Genomic DNA, 16210 nt, shown 5'->3' on the forward strand with positions numbered 1-16210 from the left:
CTAAGACTCTTTGCGCCGATGGTACTGCAGGGGGGACCCTGTGGGAGAGTAGGACACCGCCGGACTTAACTTAGAAACACACAGAAAAGCCACCCCACCCGGGGTGGCTTTTCTGCGTTTAACCCCACCCTCCCCGGTCGAGCCCCTCACGAGCCCCAGAGCCGGCCTCACCGGATCTCGACAGGCTCGACCGACGGACGGTCACGACCCTGCGGCCGGCTCACCGGGTCTCGACAGGCTCGACCGACGAGGACGGTCACGACCCGCAGGGCGGCTCACCAGGGCTCGACAGCCACAGCTCGCGGGCGAAGGGGAGAGGAGGGGTTAGCGCTCGGGGAAGTCGTGCGGGCGGCCGGTGAGGACCGGAGAGAGCTTCTCAAGCCGGCCGCGCTCGAGCAGATGGCCGTTGTACTCGCGGTTACGCCGTACTTCTGCCACGCCGATGAGAAGAAACTCCGGCGGTACCGCCGGGAGGGGCGACACGAACGGCGCCACCTCCGCGGCGAGGCCCTCCGCCAGCCGCACCCGGGTGTCGGGGGAGAGCTGGTGGGCCTGCCGCAGGAACTGCGCCACCCGGCGAGACAGTCGATCGGGCAGGCGGGCGACGTCCACCGTCGCGGCCCAGGACGCCAGGACCGGCGGCAGCACAAAGGTGGGTTCACTGAACCGCGGCACCCTCTCGTGTTGGCTGTAGGTGCCGGCCAGGAGGTCGCCGAGTCGTTTGGAACGGGAGTTGAGCAGGGCGCAGGTGACCGCGAGTCCGCCGAAGGTGAGGAAGATCTCGATCACGCCCATCAGCGCCCGAATGAAGGAATGCCGCAGCCCGGTGGCGCCGCCGTCATCCCGCACGATGCGCGCGCCGACCGCCCAGCGGCCCAATGACCGTCCGTGCGAGAGGGTCTCGACCAGCATCGGCACGATCAGCAGCGAGAAGACCAGGCCCGAGATGGCCAGCGCCTGGGCTAAAGCCTCGTCGATTCCGTCGCCGAACAAACTCGAAACCACCAGCGCCATGAGCAGGAAGAAGCCGACGTAGGCCACCCAATCGATCATCGTTCCCGCACCTCGCAGGATCACGCTCGCCGGGCGAACATCGAGGGCAACGGCCTCACCGGTCACCAGCTCGTGCTCGATCAGGGAATCTTCACCGTGATCGGCTGCTTTCCAGGGCTCCGCCATGTCTACTATTGAATCAGATGGATCTTGACGCGTATTCAGCGGCGCACCGCGCCGAATGGGACCGCCTGGCCGTACTCGGCCGCCGGCGGCAACTCAGCGGTGCCCAGTCCGACGAACTGATCCAGGCCTATCAGGCCGGCGCCACCCAGCTCTCGGTCATCAAGACCGCCGCCGGTTCGACGATGCAGGGCGACAGGCTCTCGGTGCTCCTGTCCAGGGCCCGGCTGCGCTTCACGGGCGCGGGCACCAATGTGCTCTCGCAGTTGCCGCGGTTCTTCCTCACCCAGCTACCGGCCGCGCTGTACAGGTTGCGCTGGCTCACCCTGGCGGTGGCCGTGGTGACGTTTGTCGTCGCGGGCCTCTACGCGGTCTGGGCCACCAACAACCCCGACGTGCTGGCCAACTTCGGGTCTCCCGCCGAGCTGGAGCAACTCGCGAACCAGAGCTTTGTCTCCTACTACTCTGAGAACCCCGCGGCGTCCTTCGCCGGACGGGTGTGGACCAACAATGCCTGGATCGCGGCGCAGTGTGTCGCGTTCGGCATCCTGGGCGTCTACGTGCCGTACATCGTCCTGCAGAATGCCCAGAACCTCGGCGTCACCGCGGCGGTGATGTTCGCCTACGACGAGGGCGACACGTTCTTCCTCTACATCGCCCCGCACGGCTTGCTGGAACTGACCGCGATCTTCGTGGCGGCAGCAGCGGGCCTTCGCATCTTCTGGGCCTGGATCGCGCCGGGTGCCCGCACCCGCGGTCAGGCCCTGGCCGAGGAAGCCCGCGCGCTGTTCACGGTGGCGATCGGACTGGTTTTTGTGCTGCTGGTGTCCGGCATCATCGAGGGCTTTGTGACCCCGGCGCCATGGCCGTGGCCGGTGAAGATCGGCATCGGCGCTGCGGCCCTGCTGGCCTTTCTCGCCTACATGCTGGTGCTCGGCGGGCGCGCCGTGCGCGCGGGCGAGACCGGTGACCTGGCCGAGTTCGAGGCCGGCAGCGCCCGAGTCTTTGCCGGCTGAGCGTCGCCGACTAGAGCCGGCCCGCCGCCTTGAGGGCGATGTAGCGGTCGGCCAGGGCCGGCGGCAGCTCGTCGGGGGCACCGGTGACCACGTCTGCGCCGAGCTGCCGCACAGCCGCGGCCACCCGAGTGGCGTCCAGCAAGGTGCGTTCCGCCGACGCGGCCCTGTACACGTCTTCGCGGGTCCCTCGGCTGCGGGTCAGACCGGCGACCGTCGGGTCCGTCACCGATGCCACCAGCACGGTGTGCCGCGAGGTGAGTTGACCGAGCACCGATAGCAGCCCCGTCGACGCGCCGGGGGCATCCATCGGGGTGAGCAACACCACCAGCGCATGCTGGCCGGTGATGCCACGGATCTGGCCGGGAAGGGCCGTCCAGTCCATCTCGATGAGCTCGGGTTCGATCAGCGCCATGCCGTCCACCATGCGGCTGAGCAGTTCGGCTCCCGACGCGCCCTGCACCCGGGCCCGCACCCGGCGGTCCCAGGCCAGGAAGTCCACCCTGTCACCGGCCCTGGACGCCAGTGCGGCCAGAAGCAGCGCCGCCTCGAAGGCGGTGTCCAGCCGTGGTTCGTCGGCGACCCGGGCGGCGGAGGTGCGGCCGGTGTCGATGACGATCACAATGCGTCGGTCACGTTCGGGCCGCCAGGTGCGCACCACGACGTCGTTGCGGCGCGCGGTGGCACGCCAGTCGATGGACCTCACGTCGTCGCCGCGCACGTATTCGCGCAGGGAGTCGAACTCGGTACCCTGGCCGCGCACGAGCACGCTGGTGCGTCCGTCGAGCTCCTTGAGCCGGCTGATCCGGCTCGGCAGGTGTTTGCGGGAGTGGAAGGGCGGCAGCACCCTGATCTGGGCGGGCGCGATGAGGGTGGCCTGCCTGGCCCAGAGGCCCAGCGGGCCCATCGAGCGCACCGTCACGTGGGACGCGGTGCGTTCTCCGCGCCGGGTGGGCACGAGAGTCAGCTCGACGAGGCGTCGTTCCCCGGCCGGCAACGTCACAGCCGTGCGGTTGTTGCCCGCGCCGGCCGACGGCTGCCACCCGTCGCGGACGATGCCGCGAAGCCGGCGGGGACCATCGTTGCGCAGATAGAGCTCGCTGGTCACCTCCTCACCCAGGCGCACCCTGGACGGCAACACCCGGGCCAGGGTCAGCCGCCGCGGCGACGCGGCGAGGGCCAGGTCGATGATCCCGAGTGTCAGGGCGAGCAGCAGCCAGCCGGCCAGGACCGCCAGTGCCCGCGCGGACGTGTCGCCGAGCAGCACGATGGGCACGACGCCGAGGGCGACGAGGAGGACGAAGCGGCCGGTCAGTGTCATCGGATGCGTGTCATCGGTTAGATCGGAACCTGGACCTGCTGCAGCACGCCGTGCAGGATCGTGTCGACGGTGATGCCTTCGAGTTCCGCCTCCGGGCGCAGTTGGATTCGGTGTCGCCAGACTGGCAGCACCATGGCCTGCACGTGATCGGGGGTGATCGACGCGTAACCGCTCAGCCACGCCCAGGCCTTGGCCGCGGCGAGGAGGGCGGTGGTGCCACGGGGGCTCACGCCCAGTTTGGCCGACGGGCTGTTCCGGGTGGCCCTGGCCAGGTCGACGATGTACGCCAGCACGTCGGGGCTCGCACCGACGGCGGCGACGGATGCCTGGGCCGCGGCGAGCTCGGCGGCACCGAGCACCGGGGTGACGCCCGCGGCGGTGAGGTCGCGTGGGCTGAACCCGGTGGCGTGCCGGCGCAACACCTCGAGCTCGACGTCACGCTCGGGGATGTCGAGCACGAGCTTGAGCAGGAACCTGTCCAGCTGGGCCTCGGGGAGCGTGTACGTGCCTTCGTATTCGATCGGGTTCATGGTCGCGGCCACGATGAACGGTTCCGGCAGCGGGAGCGAGAGCCCGTCCACGCTGACCTGGCGCTCCTCCATCGCCTCCAGCAGGGCGGACTGGGTCTTCGGTGGTGTGCGGTTGATCTCGTCGGCGAGCAGGATGTTCGTGAAGACGGGCCCGTTGCGGAACTCGAACTCGCCGGCCTTCGCGTCGTAGATGAGCGAACCGGTCACGTCGCCCGGCATCAGGTCGGGGGTGAACTGCACCCGCTTGGTGTCCAGGCTGAGCGCGTGGCTCAGGGACCGCACCAGCAGGGTCTTGGCCACACCGGGTACGCCTTCCAGCAGAACGTGACCGCGGGAGAGCAGGGCGATGATCAGTCCGGTGACGGCGCCGTCCTGCCCGACGACGGCCTTGCCGACCTCGGTGCGCACCTGCGCGAGGGCGCGGCGCAGGCTGTCGGTCGAGGCGTCGGCTGGGCTGGTCTCGGCGGATGTCGGGGCGTGGCTGGTCATGGTTCCATTCTTCCGGTTGACGGGCGAGCGGTGGGGGAGGGCCCGGCGCCGGGCGGGCGGGCGGCGAGGGCGGTGGCGCGTTCCAGTTCGTCGATGGCGTCCGACAGCGCCATCATGGCGGCGTCGCTGCCCGGCACCTCACCGACGAGCACGGCGTGCACGCGCTCCGGCGGCAGGGCGGTGAGCGCCGCGACAGTGCGGATCACCTGGTCGAGGGGCGCGGTCCGGGGCAATCCCGCGGCCTGGGCCATCCGGGCCACCGCACCGATCCGGATCGCGTCGACCGCCCGCAGCCGGGCGCTGCCGCGGGCGTACAGCCGCGCGCGCCCTTCCATGGTCTCGCTGGCCCGCACGACGACGGGCAGGTTCTCGGCGACCAGGGGGCCGAACCGGCGGCCGCGCCACACCATGGCGGTGACGGCGACGCCCACCAGCAGGAGCAGCACCGGCGTCACCCAGCCGGGCGTGAGCGCGCCGAGCGAGGGCGGGCCGGTGACGGGCACGTCGGCCAGGGTCGGCAGATACCAGACCAGGGTGTCGGTGGCGCCGAGAAGGTTGAGGGCCAGCGCGGCATTGCCGTAGGTGGCGATCTCGTCGTTGGCGAACACCGCGGTGTCGGCAACCAGGGTGACGGTGCGGTCATCCGTGACCCGTTCGATCACCGAGAAGGTGTCGTTCTCGCCGGGGAAGCAGCCCGTATAGCCGGCGGTGCCCGCGGGCAGGCCGAGTGTCTTGCCGCCGGGTGAGATCGTTTCGGCGCGCTCGGCGGCCGGAACCGGGCACTCGGCGTCGAGGGAGTCCGCGCCAGACACGCCGCCGAACCCGACTTCGGGGGCCAAGGCCTGCAGGGCACGGAAGTCGGGGTCAACGACAACGGTGCGGCCGGCCAGATCACCGAGCCGATCGAGCTGGTCGGTGCTGAGGTAGCCGGACTCGTCGGACAGGAACAGGGTGGCATTCCCGGCCGCGGCCGTCGCATCGCCGGCCTCGTCGAGGGTGTCCACCGGCACGACGGTCACCCCCTGCTGGCGGAGCACCTCGACGACGGCCATGCCGCCGGTCGGAGCGGGGTTGTCGGCCCCCAGCCGCGGGCCGGCGGCGCCCCCGGCCCCGGTGAGGATGAAGGCGACGACGGCCACGAGCAGGGCGCCGACCCCCGCGACGACCCAGAACACGGACCTCCGCAGCGCGAGGCGAATCGTGGGCGTGCTCGACACCGGACTCGCGGTGGTGACGGCGCTCACGGAGCCACCGGCGCCGTCGAGCGGGGACGGGCGGCCCGCAGATCGGCGTCGAGGTCGACCAGAGCGGAGTAGCCCTGCTCGGTTCCGATGCCGCCGAGGTAACGCACGCTCTCGAATACGCTCGCGCCACTGATCAACCGGGCCCGTTCGTCGGGGAAGGCGTCGCCGGCCAGTTCGGCGACGCGGTGCGCCGTCGTTCCCGGTGTCGGCCGCAGGATGGTGCGTTCCGCCAGCCCCTGGGCGATGGCCCGGAAGGCCTCCTCGCTGGCGAGGGTCCAGTCGCCGGCCGATGCGGCGGCGGCGGCCGATTTACGCAGTTGATCCGCGGTGCGGCGATCATCGGCGGCGAACAGTCCCGCGGCCTTCCGGCGGCGCCGTGCCCGCCGGGGCAGCCCGAAAACGAGCACGGCGGCCACCAGCAGGGCGATCCCGATCAGCGTCGCGACCAGCGGGATCCAGCCCCCGCTGCCGTCGCCGACGAAGGACAGCGAAGAGAACCAGTCGAAGATCGCCTGGGAGAGCCTGTCGAACCAGGTGGGCTGGGCCGCCTGGTAGGGAGCCTTGGCGAGCTCATCGCGCAGCCACTGCTGCGCGTCGGGCGCGCCGGGATCCACCGGGATCCCCATCCACGGCAGAACCGGCCCCCACCCCGCGATCATGCCCAGGGCGACCCCGGGTCGGGGCGGGTCGCAGTGTCGGCGGCAGCGGGCGCGGTGCGGGTGAGGTAGGGATCGCTGGCCTTGGCGCCGGGGGCCGCTTCGACGAACCTCTGCAGCTCCAGGTCAAGGCCCTCCTTGCGCATCCGCAGGTCGATGTAGATCAGGGCAACGGCGGCCGACTGCACGACGGCGGTCACGGCGCCCAGGACCAGGGCGATCAGGAGCGTGAGGACGTACAGCACGATGGCGGGAATGTAGGCGTCGAAGGCGGCGTTCGGGTCGATCAGGCTGAGCACCACGCTGAACAACAGCGACAGCGGGGTGGTCACGATCTGCGCGACGACGTTCACGATCACCGTGATCAGCAGCAGAACACCCAGGGTGCGCCAGAAGAAGCCGCCCGTCAACGACCAGGAACGCCGGATCGCCTGCCGGATGCCCAACCGTTCCAGCACGATCAGGCTCGGGACGACGGCGGTCTTGGTGCTCACCCAGGCTCCCAGGGCGAGGAGCCCCAGTCCGCCGAAGACACCGACGATCACGGCCGCTGCGATCCACCCGCCGCCCAGGAGCACGCACACGAAGACCAGTCCACCGATGAGCAGCACGCCGACCAGCAGCGCCGCGCTGAGCAGCAGGGTCCAGCCGACCAGTGGCCACACCCGCCGACCCACCTGGCGCGACAGCGCGCCCAGGCGCAGCTTCTCACCCAGGGTCGCCCGGGACACCTCGAGCACGATCACGCCCTGCAGAAGAGCCGACGCGACGATGGCCAGGGCGACAGGTATCAGGGCGGACAGCACGATGGTGAGGATCGCGCCGGCCTCGACGGCATCCTGTTCATCGACCGGCGCCGAGGCGACCCGGCTGAGGGCGAAAAAACTCACCAGGCCGACGACGACCAGGGTAATCAGGAGCGTGGCGCCCTGCACGATCAGTGCGCTGCCGAAGGTGGCCTTGGGATTGCGCCGCAGAACCTGGAAGGGAGCGCCGAGCAGGGTACCGAAGCCCAGCGGGCGCAGCGGAATCAGACCGGGCTTGGGCGGCGGGGCCCAGGCCGGCGGCGCACTGGGCCGGTAGCCGCCGGACGGTGCCGCCGGAGGGGTGCCGGGCGCGCCTGTCGGGGCGTATTCGCCGTAGCGAGGTACGCCGGGGGAGGTGGTCGGTGGGTGCCAGTCTGGGTCCGTCACGCCTCCATGCTGGCATACCCGGACTGCACTGTGTGGCCTGCGCGATATCTCGGAGCCGTGTCGACTATTCTTGTGCCAGAGATTGCCCGTGTCGTGCGCGTTATTGCCCGGTGACCGGGCGGAAAACGGATCAATGAACTCACGCATTTTGGTTGTCGACGATGACCCCGCACTCGCTGAGATGATCGGCATCGTCCTGCAGGGCGAGGGCTTCGAGCCGCACTTCTGTGCGGACGGGGCGCAGGCCCTTGACGCGTTTCACAGCGTCGTGCCCGACCTGGTGCTCCTCGACCTCATGCTGCCCGGGCTGGACGGCATCGAGGTGTGCAGCCTGATCCGGGCCGAGTCCGGCACCCCCATCATCATGCTGACGGCGAAGTCGGACACCACCGATGTGGTCAAGGGGCTGGAATCCGGCGCGGACGACTACATGGTCAAACCGTTCAACCCCAAGGAGCTCGTCGCCCGGATTCGTACCCGGCTGCGACCGGTCCCGGTGGAGACGCCCGCCAGTCTGCAGATCGGCGACCTCGTCGTCGACGCCGCCGGCCACGAGGTCAAGCGCGGAGAGCAGAGCATCAACCTGACTCCGCTGGAATTCGACCTGCTGCTGGCGTTGGCCTCCAAACCAGCCCAGGTCTTCACCCGTGAGATGCTCCTCGAACAGGTCTGGGGCTATCACTACAAGGCCGACACCCGGCTGGTCAATGTGCACGTTCAGCGTCTGCGCGCCAAGGTCGAAGACGACCCTGACAACCCGCGCATCGTGATGACCGTGCGCGGAGTCGGCTACCGCGCCGGCGCCGCCAGCTAGGGGCCCGGTGGCTGCGCGGTTGGACGTGTGGAGGCTGGACTGGCGATCGTGGGGATCGTGGCGCCGCCTGGCCCAGCAGCTGCGGCGCAGCTGGCGCTCCTCCCTGCAGTTCCGCACCGTCGCCATCACGGTGCTGGCGTCGGGCGCCGCCATTGGACTGGTCGGCGTGTACATGTCGGTCAGTGTCGGCAACGACCTGTTCCAGTCGCGGCTGACCCAGATTCTGGTGGACTCCAACCGGGCCACCAGCGCCGCCCAGGGAATCCTGGACTCCTCGGATGCCGTCGACCGGGTGCAGGTGCAGACGCTGTTGGAGTCAGCCCGCACGTCGATCTCCGCCGCGTCGTCGAGCCGGCTGGTCGCCGTCTTCAGGGTGCCGGGGCAGGAATCGTCGACCGTGGCACCCCAGGACTCCTCGACGTTCGGATCATCCACCGCGGTCATCTCGCCGGAAATCCGGGAGGCCGTGCAGGACGACGCCGACGGGCAGTTCTGGCAATCGGTGACTCTGGCCTCCGACGACGGTTCGTCGGTGCCCGGAATCGTCGTCGGCTCCCAGATCACGGTCCCCGTCGCCGGGCGCTACGAGCTGTACATCGGGTACAGCCTCGCCGACGCCGAATCGACGCTGCTGTTCGTGCAGCGGACCCTGGGCGGCGCCGGCCTGGCCCTGATGGTGTTGATCGGAGCGGTCACCTGGATCGTGGTGCGCTTCGTGGTCGCCCCGATCCAGGTGGCGGCCCAGACCAGCCAGAAACTCGCCTCCGGTGACCTGGGCGTGCGGATCCCCGAAAAGGGCGAGGACGTGATCGCGACGCTGGCCCGTTCGTTCAACGGCATGGCCGACAGCCTGCAGAGCCAGATCAAGGAACTGGCCGACCTGTCCGAGGTGCAGCAACGTTTTGTGTCCGACGTCTCGCACGAGCTCCGCACCCCTCTCACCACGATCCGCCTGGCCGGAGACCTCCTCTACGACCAGCGGGCCAGCTTCCCGCCGGCCACCGAACGCACCGCGGAGCTGCTGCACACCCAGGTGGAACGCTTCGAGCTGCTCCTGGCGGACCTGCTCGAGATCAGCCGCTATGACGCCGGGTCCGTCGAGCTCGAATCCGAACCCACCAATCTTGTGCATCTGGCGGAGGACGTCATCGACGGCATGCGCTCGCTCGGAGATTCCAAGGGGAGCGAGATCAGGCTGGCCGCGCCCGGCGGGCATCTGGCCGCGGAGATGGACCCACGACGGGTGCGCCGCATCGTCAACAACCTCATCGGCAACGCCATCGAGCACGGCGAGGGCAAACCGATCGTCGTGTCGGTGGACAGCAACGAATCGGCGGTGGCGCTGTCGGTACGGGACTACGGAATGGGCATGACCCAGGCCGAGATCACCCACGTGTTCGACAGGTTCTGGCGGGCTGACCCGTCCCGCAAACGCACGATCGGCGGCACCGGGCTCGGCCTGGCCATCTCCCTCGAGGATGCCGCCGCCCACCGCGGCTGGCTGCAGGTCTGGTCCAGTCCCGGCGCCGGGTCCTGCTTCAGACTGACCCTGCCCCGCACAACCGGCGTCGCGCTGACGGTGTCGCCCAACCCGCTGCCGCCGGCGGATGCCGACACCGCCGGATTCGTGTCGCCCCACGCCGAACCGAGAAGAGACCACCATGCGTAGCCCGGCCAGGCTCGTCGCCGTCGTCACCGCGATGGCCCTCCTGCTCGGCGGCTGCTCGAGCATTCCGCGCACCGGGGCAGTGCAGACCGGCCAGGACGTGGTGGCCGGGGAAAACCCGGCCCCGGTCTTCCTGCCGGACCGGCCACGGGACGGGGCCTCGATGGAGGAGATCCTGACCGGATTCATCGGTGCCGCCACCAGCCCGGACAACAACTACGAGATCGCCAGGGAGTTCCTGACGGCGGATTTCAGCGACACCTGGAAGTCCGACACCGGTGTCACCGTTGAAGACGGGTCTGGGCGCATCGTTGTGCCCGTCGACGACAGCACCATGCTCGTGTCCGTGCGACCGGTGGCCGAGGTCAACGCGATCGGTGAGTACCACGGCGACGCCGCGTCGGCGAACGTGCAACTGCGCTACCAGTTCGCGCAGGTGAACGGCGAGTGGCGGATCAGTGCGGCGCCCAACGGCACCGTTCTCGACCAGAACACCTTCGAGGACGTCTTCAGCGCCCAGTCGCTCTATTTCTTCGACCCGGACTTCCAATTCCTGGTGCCCGACGTGCGGTGGTACCCGCGCGGGACATCCCTGCCGACCAAGATCGTCAACGGCGTGCTCAGCGGACCCAGTGAGTGGCTCGCCGGCGCGGTGACGTCGGCGTTCCCCGAGGGCACCGCCCTCACCGCCGACGCCGTCACCGTGGTGGCCAGGGACGCCAAGGTGGATCTGAACAGCGAGGCGTTGAACGCCGACAGGCTGACCCTGCAGCGGATGAAGAGCCAGCTGGAGAACAGCCTGCCCAGCGGGCTCACGGTCACGGTCACGATCAACCGGAACTCTCAGGACATCGCCGCTCTCGGCGCGAACGAACCCGTGGTGAACCCCCGGGTGGATGCGCGGGCCCTCGTGCTGCGCGATGGCGAGTTCGGGTTCCTTGCCGCGACCGGCAAGACGATCAACCTGTTGCCGGGGCTGTCGGAGTCCGTCGCCGCCCTCGCACCCAGCGCGGTCACGCTGTCGCCGTCGCAGACGGCGGCCGCCGCCCTCACCGCCACCGGGGTCTACGGAGTCAGGGTGGGCGAGGATGCCAGGCTGCTCGATCCGCGGCAGAACCTCATCGCCCCGTCCATCGACGGCTCCGGCTATGTCTGGTCGGTGCCGGGAGACCGGCCCAACGAGCTCTTCGTGTACAACACTCAGGGAGCGGCGCAGGCCATTCCGACGCCCTGGCTGGACTCCTCGGCGATCACCGCGCTCAAGGTCTCCCGCGACGGCACCCGGGTGATCGCGCTGCTGAGCGCGGCCGGCGAGCTGCGCCTCGTGGTGGCCGGTGTGCTGCGGGAGAACGGGGCTCCGGTCGGCCTGGGCGACCCCGTGCAGCTGGCCACCGACGCCGGAATCCCGATGGATGCGACCTGGGTCGACCAGGCAACGGTGGCGTACCTGAGCCTGCAGCCAGACGGAGAAAGTCGCGTCGTCTCCCACGAGATCGGCGGCACCAGCGAGCAGCTCGAGTCGTCGACGGGAATCCGCTCGATCACGGGCAGTAACCTATTGCGCGACCTGCGGGCGCTGTCCGTGGAGGGGTCACTCCTGGTGCAGCGCGGCATCGGCTGGCAGGAACGTATCGACGCGGTCACCCTCGTGGCCACCCAGCAGGGCACCGGCGGCTGAGCCGGCCCTCCTCCCCAGCCGCCGCGGCCGCCGACAGTGCACAGGTGAGCGCGTCAGGCCGCAGGGATCACCCCGACGCGCGAGTCTGACCGGATGACCAGCGACCGAGGGGTGATGCAGACGGTGCGCGCGGCAACCCGTGCCGCCGTCCTCGATGCCTGGGCAGTGCTGATGCCCACCCAGTGCAGCGGCTGCGGCACGCCGGACCGGGCGCTGTGCGCCGCCTGCCTGAGCGCGCTGCGTGCCCAGCCGAGGGCGGTCTACCGGGAGGACCTCACGGTCTGGTCCGCGTTGGAGTACACCGGCGTGGTGGGCAGGGTGCTGGTGGCGTACAAGGACGGCGGTCGAACGGATGCCGCTCCGGCGCTCGCCGTGGCGCTTCGCCTGGCCGTGGGGGCGGCATTGGTCGCCGCAGAGCCCACCCAGGTCTCCAGTGGCATCGTGCTGGTCACCGTGCCGTCCTCCCGCCGGGCCTGGCGGGCGCGCGGGTTCCACCCCGTCGACCTGCTCCTCAGCCGGGCCGGCCTCCGCGGGAGCGCGCTCCTGCGGCCGCGTGCCGGCGTCGCGGACCAGGTCGGGTTGGGCCGGCAGCAGCGGATGGACAACCGCAGCGGCACGCTGGTGGCGACCAGGCCGCTTGCCGGCAGCCGGATCCTGCTCGTCGACGACATCGTGACCACAGGCGCCACCCTCCTGGAGGCCCGGCGCGCCCTCCGACAGGCCGGCGGTGAGGTGGTCGGAGCGGCGACCGTCGCGGAAACACGACGGCACCATCCCGACATTCATCGTTCACGGGAAACTGATTGACAAAAGCTGTGACTTATCCAGCTGGCACGACTACGGTTGTGCCAAAGGCGCGTACCAATCGCCCGGATCAGGGGCGGTTCGCCAGATCTGGAGGTCGTCATGGAAACTAACATCGTTGGACGCAACCTGGGGATCACTGATCGCTTCCGGGAATATGCGACGGAGAAGGCCGAGAAGATCGCCGGCCTCGCCGACAAGGCCCTCGCCCTGGAAATCAAGGTCAGTCGTCACACCGAGAAGAGCGGCGCCGCCGGTAACGACCGCGTCGAACTCACGCTCATCGGCAAGGGGCCCATCGTCCGGGCCGAAGCCGAGGGCAGCGACAAGTACGCGGCCTTCGACATCGCCCTCGGCAGGCTCCTGGAACGGGTGCGTCGAGCCAAGGACCGCCGGAAGGTGCACCGTGGGGGCGCGCACCGGCCCACCTCGCTGCATGAGGCGTCGTCGTCAGGTTTCGCGGTGATCGACATCGTCCCGGCCGACGTTGAGACCCTGGAGCGCGTGCGCACCGGGGCGATCCAGGTCGTCTCCGACGAGGCCGGCGAGACCGAAGAAGCCGAGGAGGTCTACAGCCCGGTGGTCATACGTCGCAAGGTCTTCTCTGCCGCGCCCATGACCGTGGACGACGCCCTGTACTTCATGGAGCTCGTCGGTCACGACTTCTACCTGTTCCAGGATGCCGAATCCAACCGGCCCAGCGTCGTCTACCGGCGCAAGGGCTGGGATTACGGTGTCATCGAACTGGACCCGAACTCCGACGCAGCGAGAGAGCTGGCGTCAGTGTCCAGCGGGTCCAGCTCCTGACCAACTAGCATTGCTATAGTTGCCGGCTAGGTCGGCGCTACGTGCGTCCGACCGGACGACAGGCGTGTTCGCACGCCGTGACGACTAGTGGAGTGCATTCGTGGCCGGAATACTGGAAAAAGTTCTTCGTGTTGGCGAGGGGCGCATTCTGCGTCGACTCGAGAGCTACGCAAAGGCCATCAATGCGCTGGAAGACGACTTCAGCACCCTCAGTGATGAGGAGCTGAAGAACGAGACCGTGCAGTTGCGTGAGCGTTACTCGGGCGGTGAGTCGCTGGACGACTTGCTGCCCGAGGCGTTCGCCGCCGTACGAGAGGCCTCCACCCGCACCCTGGGCCTGCGGCACTTCGACGTCCAGCTCATGGGCGGCGCGGCCCTGCACCTGGGCAACATCGCCGAGATGAAGACCGGTGAGGGCAAGACCCTGGTCGCCACCACGGCGGCCTACCTCAACGCCATCACCAGCCGTGGTGTGCACGTCATCACGGTCAACGACTACCTGGCCAGCTACCAGAGCGAACTGATGGGCCGCGTGTTCCGCGCCCTGGGCATGACCACCGGATGCATCGTCTCCGGACAGACCCCCGCGCAGCGTCGCGAGATGTACGCCTGCGACATCACCTACGGCACCAACAACGAGTTCGGCTTCGACTACCTGCGCGACAACATGGCCTGGCAGGCCAGCGACATGGTGCAGCGCGGTCACTACTTCGCGATCGTCGACGAGGTCGACTCGATCCTCATCGACGAGGCCCGCACCCCGCTGATCATCTCCGGACCCGCATCGGGGGAGGCGAACCGCTGGTTCACCGAGTTCGCCAGCCTCGCCAAGCGCCTCGTCGTCGACGAGGACTTCGAAGTCGACGAGAAGAAGCGCACCGTCGGAGTGCTCGAACCCGGCATCGAAAAGGTCGAGGACTACCTCGGCATCGACAACCTCTACGAATCCGCGAACACCCCGCTGATCTCGTTCCTGAACAACGCCATCAAGGCCAACGCCCTGTTCAAGAAGGACAAGGACTACGTCGTGATGAACGGCGAGGTGCTCATCGTCGACGAGCACACCGGCCGCATTCTGATGGGCCGCCGCTACAACGAGGGCATCCACCAGGCGATCGAGGCCAAGGAAGGCGTCGCGGTCAAGGCCGAGAACCAGACCCTGGCCACCGTGACCCTGCAGAACTACTTCCGCCTGTACTCGAAGATCTCCGGCATGACCGGAACCGCCGAGACCGAGGCCGCCGAATTCATGAGCACCTACAAGCTCGGCGTCGTCGCGATCCCCACCAACAAGCCGATGCAGCGCATCGACCAGTCCGACCTCATCTACAAGAACGAAGAGGCCAAGTTCGGCCAGGTCGTCGAGGACATCGTCGAGCGCCATGCCAACGGACAGCCGGTCCTGGTCGGCACCACGAGCGTCGAGAAGAGCGAATACCTCTCCCGCCTGCTGGCGAAGAAGGGCGTGCGCCACGAGGTCCTCAACGCCAAGAACCACGCTCGCGAGGCCGCCATCGTCGCCCAGGCCGGCCGCCTGGGCTCGGTCACCGTCGCCACCAACATGGCCGGCCGTGGCACCGACGTGATGCTCGGCGGCAACGCCGAATTCCTCGCCGTCGCCGCGATGAACGCGAAGGGCCTGAGCCCGGTCGAGACACCGGACGAATACGAAAAAGAGTGGGACGACGTCTTCGCCGCCGTCAAGGCCGAGGTCTCCGAGGAGGCCGACAAGGTCATCGCCGCCGGCGGACTGTACGTGCTCGGCACCGAACGCCACGAGTCCCGCCGCATCGACAACCAGTTGCGCGGCCGCAGCGGTCGCCAGGGCGACCCGGGCGAGAGCCGGTTCTACCTCTCGCTCACCGACGACCTGATGCGCCTCTTCAACGCCGGCGCCGCCGAAAGCCTGATGGGCCGCCAGGGTGTTCCCGACGACATGGCCATCGAGTCCAAGGTGGTCAGCCGTGCGATCCGCAGCGCCCAGTCGCAGGTCGAGGGCCGCAACGCCGAGATCCGCAAGAACGTCCTCAAGTACGACGACGTGCTCAACCGCCAGCGCGAAGCGATCTACAGCGACCGACGGCACATCCTCGAGGGTGACGACCTGCACGACCGCACCCAGCGGTTCCTCGAAGACGTCATCGACGAGGTGCTCGAGGTCCACACCGGCGAAGGCAACGGCGACGACTGGGACTTCGACGCCCTGTGGACCGAGCTGAAGACCCTCTACCCCGTCGGCCTCACCATCGACGAGGTCATCTCCGAAGCGGGCAACAAGGGCAAGATCAACCGTGACTTCATGCGCCGGGAGATCATCTCCGACGCCAAGGTCGCCTACGCCCGCCGTGAGGAATCGCTCGGTTCACCCGCGATGCGCGAACTCGAACGCCGCGTGGTGCTCTCGGTCATCGACCGGCGCTGGCGCGAGCACCTCTACGAGATGGACTATCTCAAGGACGGCATCGGCCTGCGCGCGATGGCGCAGCGCGACCCGCTGGTCGAGTACCAGCGTGAGGGCTTCGCCATGTTCCAGCAGATGATGGGCCAGATCCGCGAAGAGACCGTCGGGTTCCTGTTCAACCTCGAGGTCGAGGTGTCCCAGCCGGCCGGTGCCGTCGACGCGCCGATCGTCGCCGCCAAGGGCCTGACCCCTCCGGCCGAATCCGGCCAGGAGAAGCTGAGCTACACCGCCCCGAGCGACTCCGGCGGAGTCGAGGTGCGCAACCAGCGCGGCCAGATCCAGCAGGCCGCGACGGACCGTGCCCGCCGCGCCGCCGCGCCCGCCGTCGCCGACGCTGAACCGGCCGTGCCGGCCGGCC

General features: G+C 69.0%; 13 protein-coding genes. 7 read left to right on the top strand and 6 right to left on the bottom strand.

Going from position 1 to position 16210, the window contains the following annotated elements; all coding sequences use genetic code 11:
• Positions 1 to 324: 324 nt before the first annotated feature.
• Complete coding sequence (locus tag E3T19_RS03610; RefSeq protein ID WP_134408135.1) at positions 325 to 1179, bottom strand: RDD family protein; 855 nt, start codon at positions 1177 to 1179, stop codon at positions 325 to 327.
• Between the two features lie 17 nt (positions 1180 to 1196).
• Between E3T19_RS03610 and E3T19_RS03615 the strand changes: the two genes are divergently transcribed.
• Positions 1197 to 2192, top strand: a complete 996-nt coding sequence (locus tag E3T19_RS03615; protein WP_134408136.1) for a stage II sporulation protein M — start codon at positions 1197 to 1199, stop codon at positions 2190 to 2192.
• Positions 2193 to 2202: 10 nt separating this feature from the next.
• On the opposite strand, the gene E3T19_RS03620 is transcribed toward E3T19_RS03615, so the two are convergent.
• The 5 genes from E3T19_RS03620 to E3T19_RS03640 are packed head-to-tail and all read right to left on the bottom strand — an operon-like array spanning position 2203 to position 7622.
• A complete protein-coding gene (locus tag E3T19_RS03620) occupies positions 2203 to 3510 on the bottom strand; it encodes a DUF58 domain-containing protein (protein WP_134408137.1) in 1308 nt (435 codons plus the stop codon).
• Between the two features lie 17 nt (positions 3511 to 3527).
• Entirely contained in the window at positions 3528 to 4529 is a 1002-nt protein-coding gene (locus tag E3T19_RS03625) for a MoxR family ATPase (RefSeq protein ID WP_088455313.1), read from the bottom strand.
• Positions 4526 to 5773, bottom strand: coding sequence for a DUF4350 domain-containing protein (locus E3T19_RS03630; RefSeq protein ID WP_134408138.1), 1248 nt, complete (start codon positions 5771 to 5773; stop codon positions 4526 to 4528). Before E3T19_RS03630 ends, E3T19_RS03625 begins: the two co-directional genes overlap by 4 nt.
• Positions 5770 to 6387 carry a DUF4129 domain-containing protein gene (locus tag E3T19_RS03635; RefSeq protein ID WP_166788784.1) on the bottom strand — a complete coding sequence of 206 codons (618 nt, stop codon included), beginning with the start codon at positions 6385 to 6387 and terminating at the stop codon, positions 5770 to 5772. The genes E3T19_RS03630 and E3T19_RS03635 overlap by 4 nt, the downstream gene beginning before the upstream one ends.
• A 41-nt stretch (positions 6388 to 6428) precedes the next feature.
• Positions 6429 to 7622 carry a hypothetical protein gene (locus E3T19_RS03640; RefSeq protein WP_134408140.1) on the bottom strand — a complete coding sequence of 398 codons (1194 nt, stop codon included), beginning with the start codon at positions 7620 to 7622 and terminating at the stop codon, positions 6429 to 6431.
• A gap of 133 nt (positions 7623 to 7755) precedes the next feature.
• Here E3T19_RS03640 and mtrA point away from each other — a divergent pair, with 133 nt between their 5' ends.
• From mtrA to secA, 6 genes are all read left to right on the top strand, one after another.
• Positions 7756 to 8436, top strand: coding sequence for an MtrAB system response regulator MtrA (gene mtrA / locus E3T19_RS03645; RefSeq protein ID WP_088455317.1), 681 nt, complete (start codon positions 7756 to 7758; stop codon positions 8434 to 8436).
• 25 nt (positions 8437 to 8461) lie between these two features.
• Positions 8462 to 10105, top strand: a complete 1644-nt coding sequence (mtrB, locus tag E3T19_RS03650; protein WP_088455318.1) for an MtrAB system histidine kinase MtrB — start codon at positions 8462 to 8464, stop codon at positions 10103 to 10105.
• Positions 10098 to 11780: an LpqB family beta-propeller domain-containing protein gene (locus tag E3T19_RS03655; protein ID WP_165787988.1), complete on the top strand. Its 1683-nt coding sequence runs from the start codon at positions 10098 to 10100 to the stop codon at positions 11778 to 11780. Before mtrB ends, E3T19_RS03655 begins: the two co-directional genes overlap by 8 nt.
• A 93-nt stretch (positions 11781 to 11873) precedes the next feature.
• Positions 11874 to 12587, top strand: coding sequence for a ComF family protein (locus E3T19_RS03660; protein ID WP_133159827.1), 714 nt, complete (start codon positions 11874 to 11876; stop codon positions 12585 to 12587).
• Positions 12588 to 12686: 99 nt separating this feature from the next.
• Entirely contained in the window at positions 12687 to 13391 is a 705-nt protein-coding gene (gene hpf, locus E3T19_RS03665) for a ribosome hibernation-promoting factor, HPF/YfiA family (protein WP_088455321.1), read from the top strand.
• A gap of 100 nt (positions 13392 to 13491) precedes the next feature.
• The coding region (gene secA, locus E3T19_RS03670) for a preprotein translocase subunit SecA (protein ID WP_134408141.1) at positions 13492 to 16210 on the top strand (2719 nt) is incomplete at its 3' end.

This window comes from Cryobacterium sp. TMT4-31 (genome assembly GCF_004403385.1).
In the GTDB taxonomy this organism is placed as follows: Bacteria; Actinomycetota; Actinomycetes; order Actinomycetales; family Microbacteriaceae; genus Cryobacterium; species Cryobacterium zongtaii.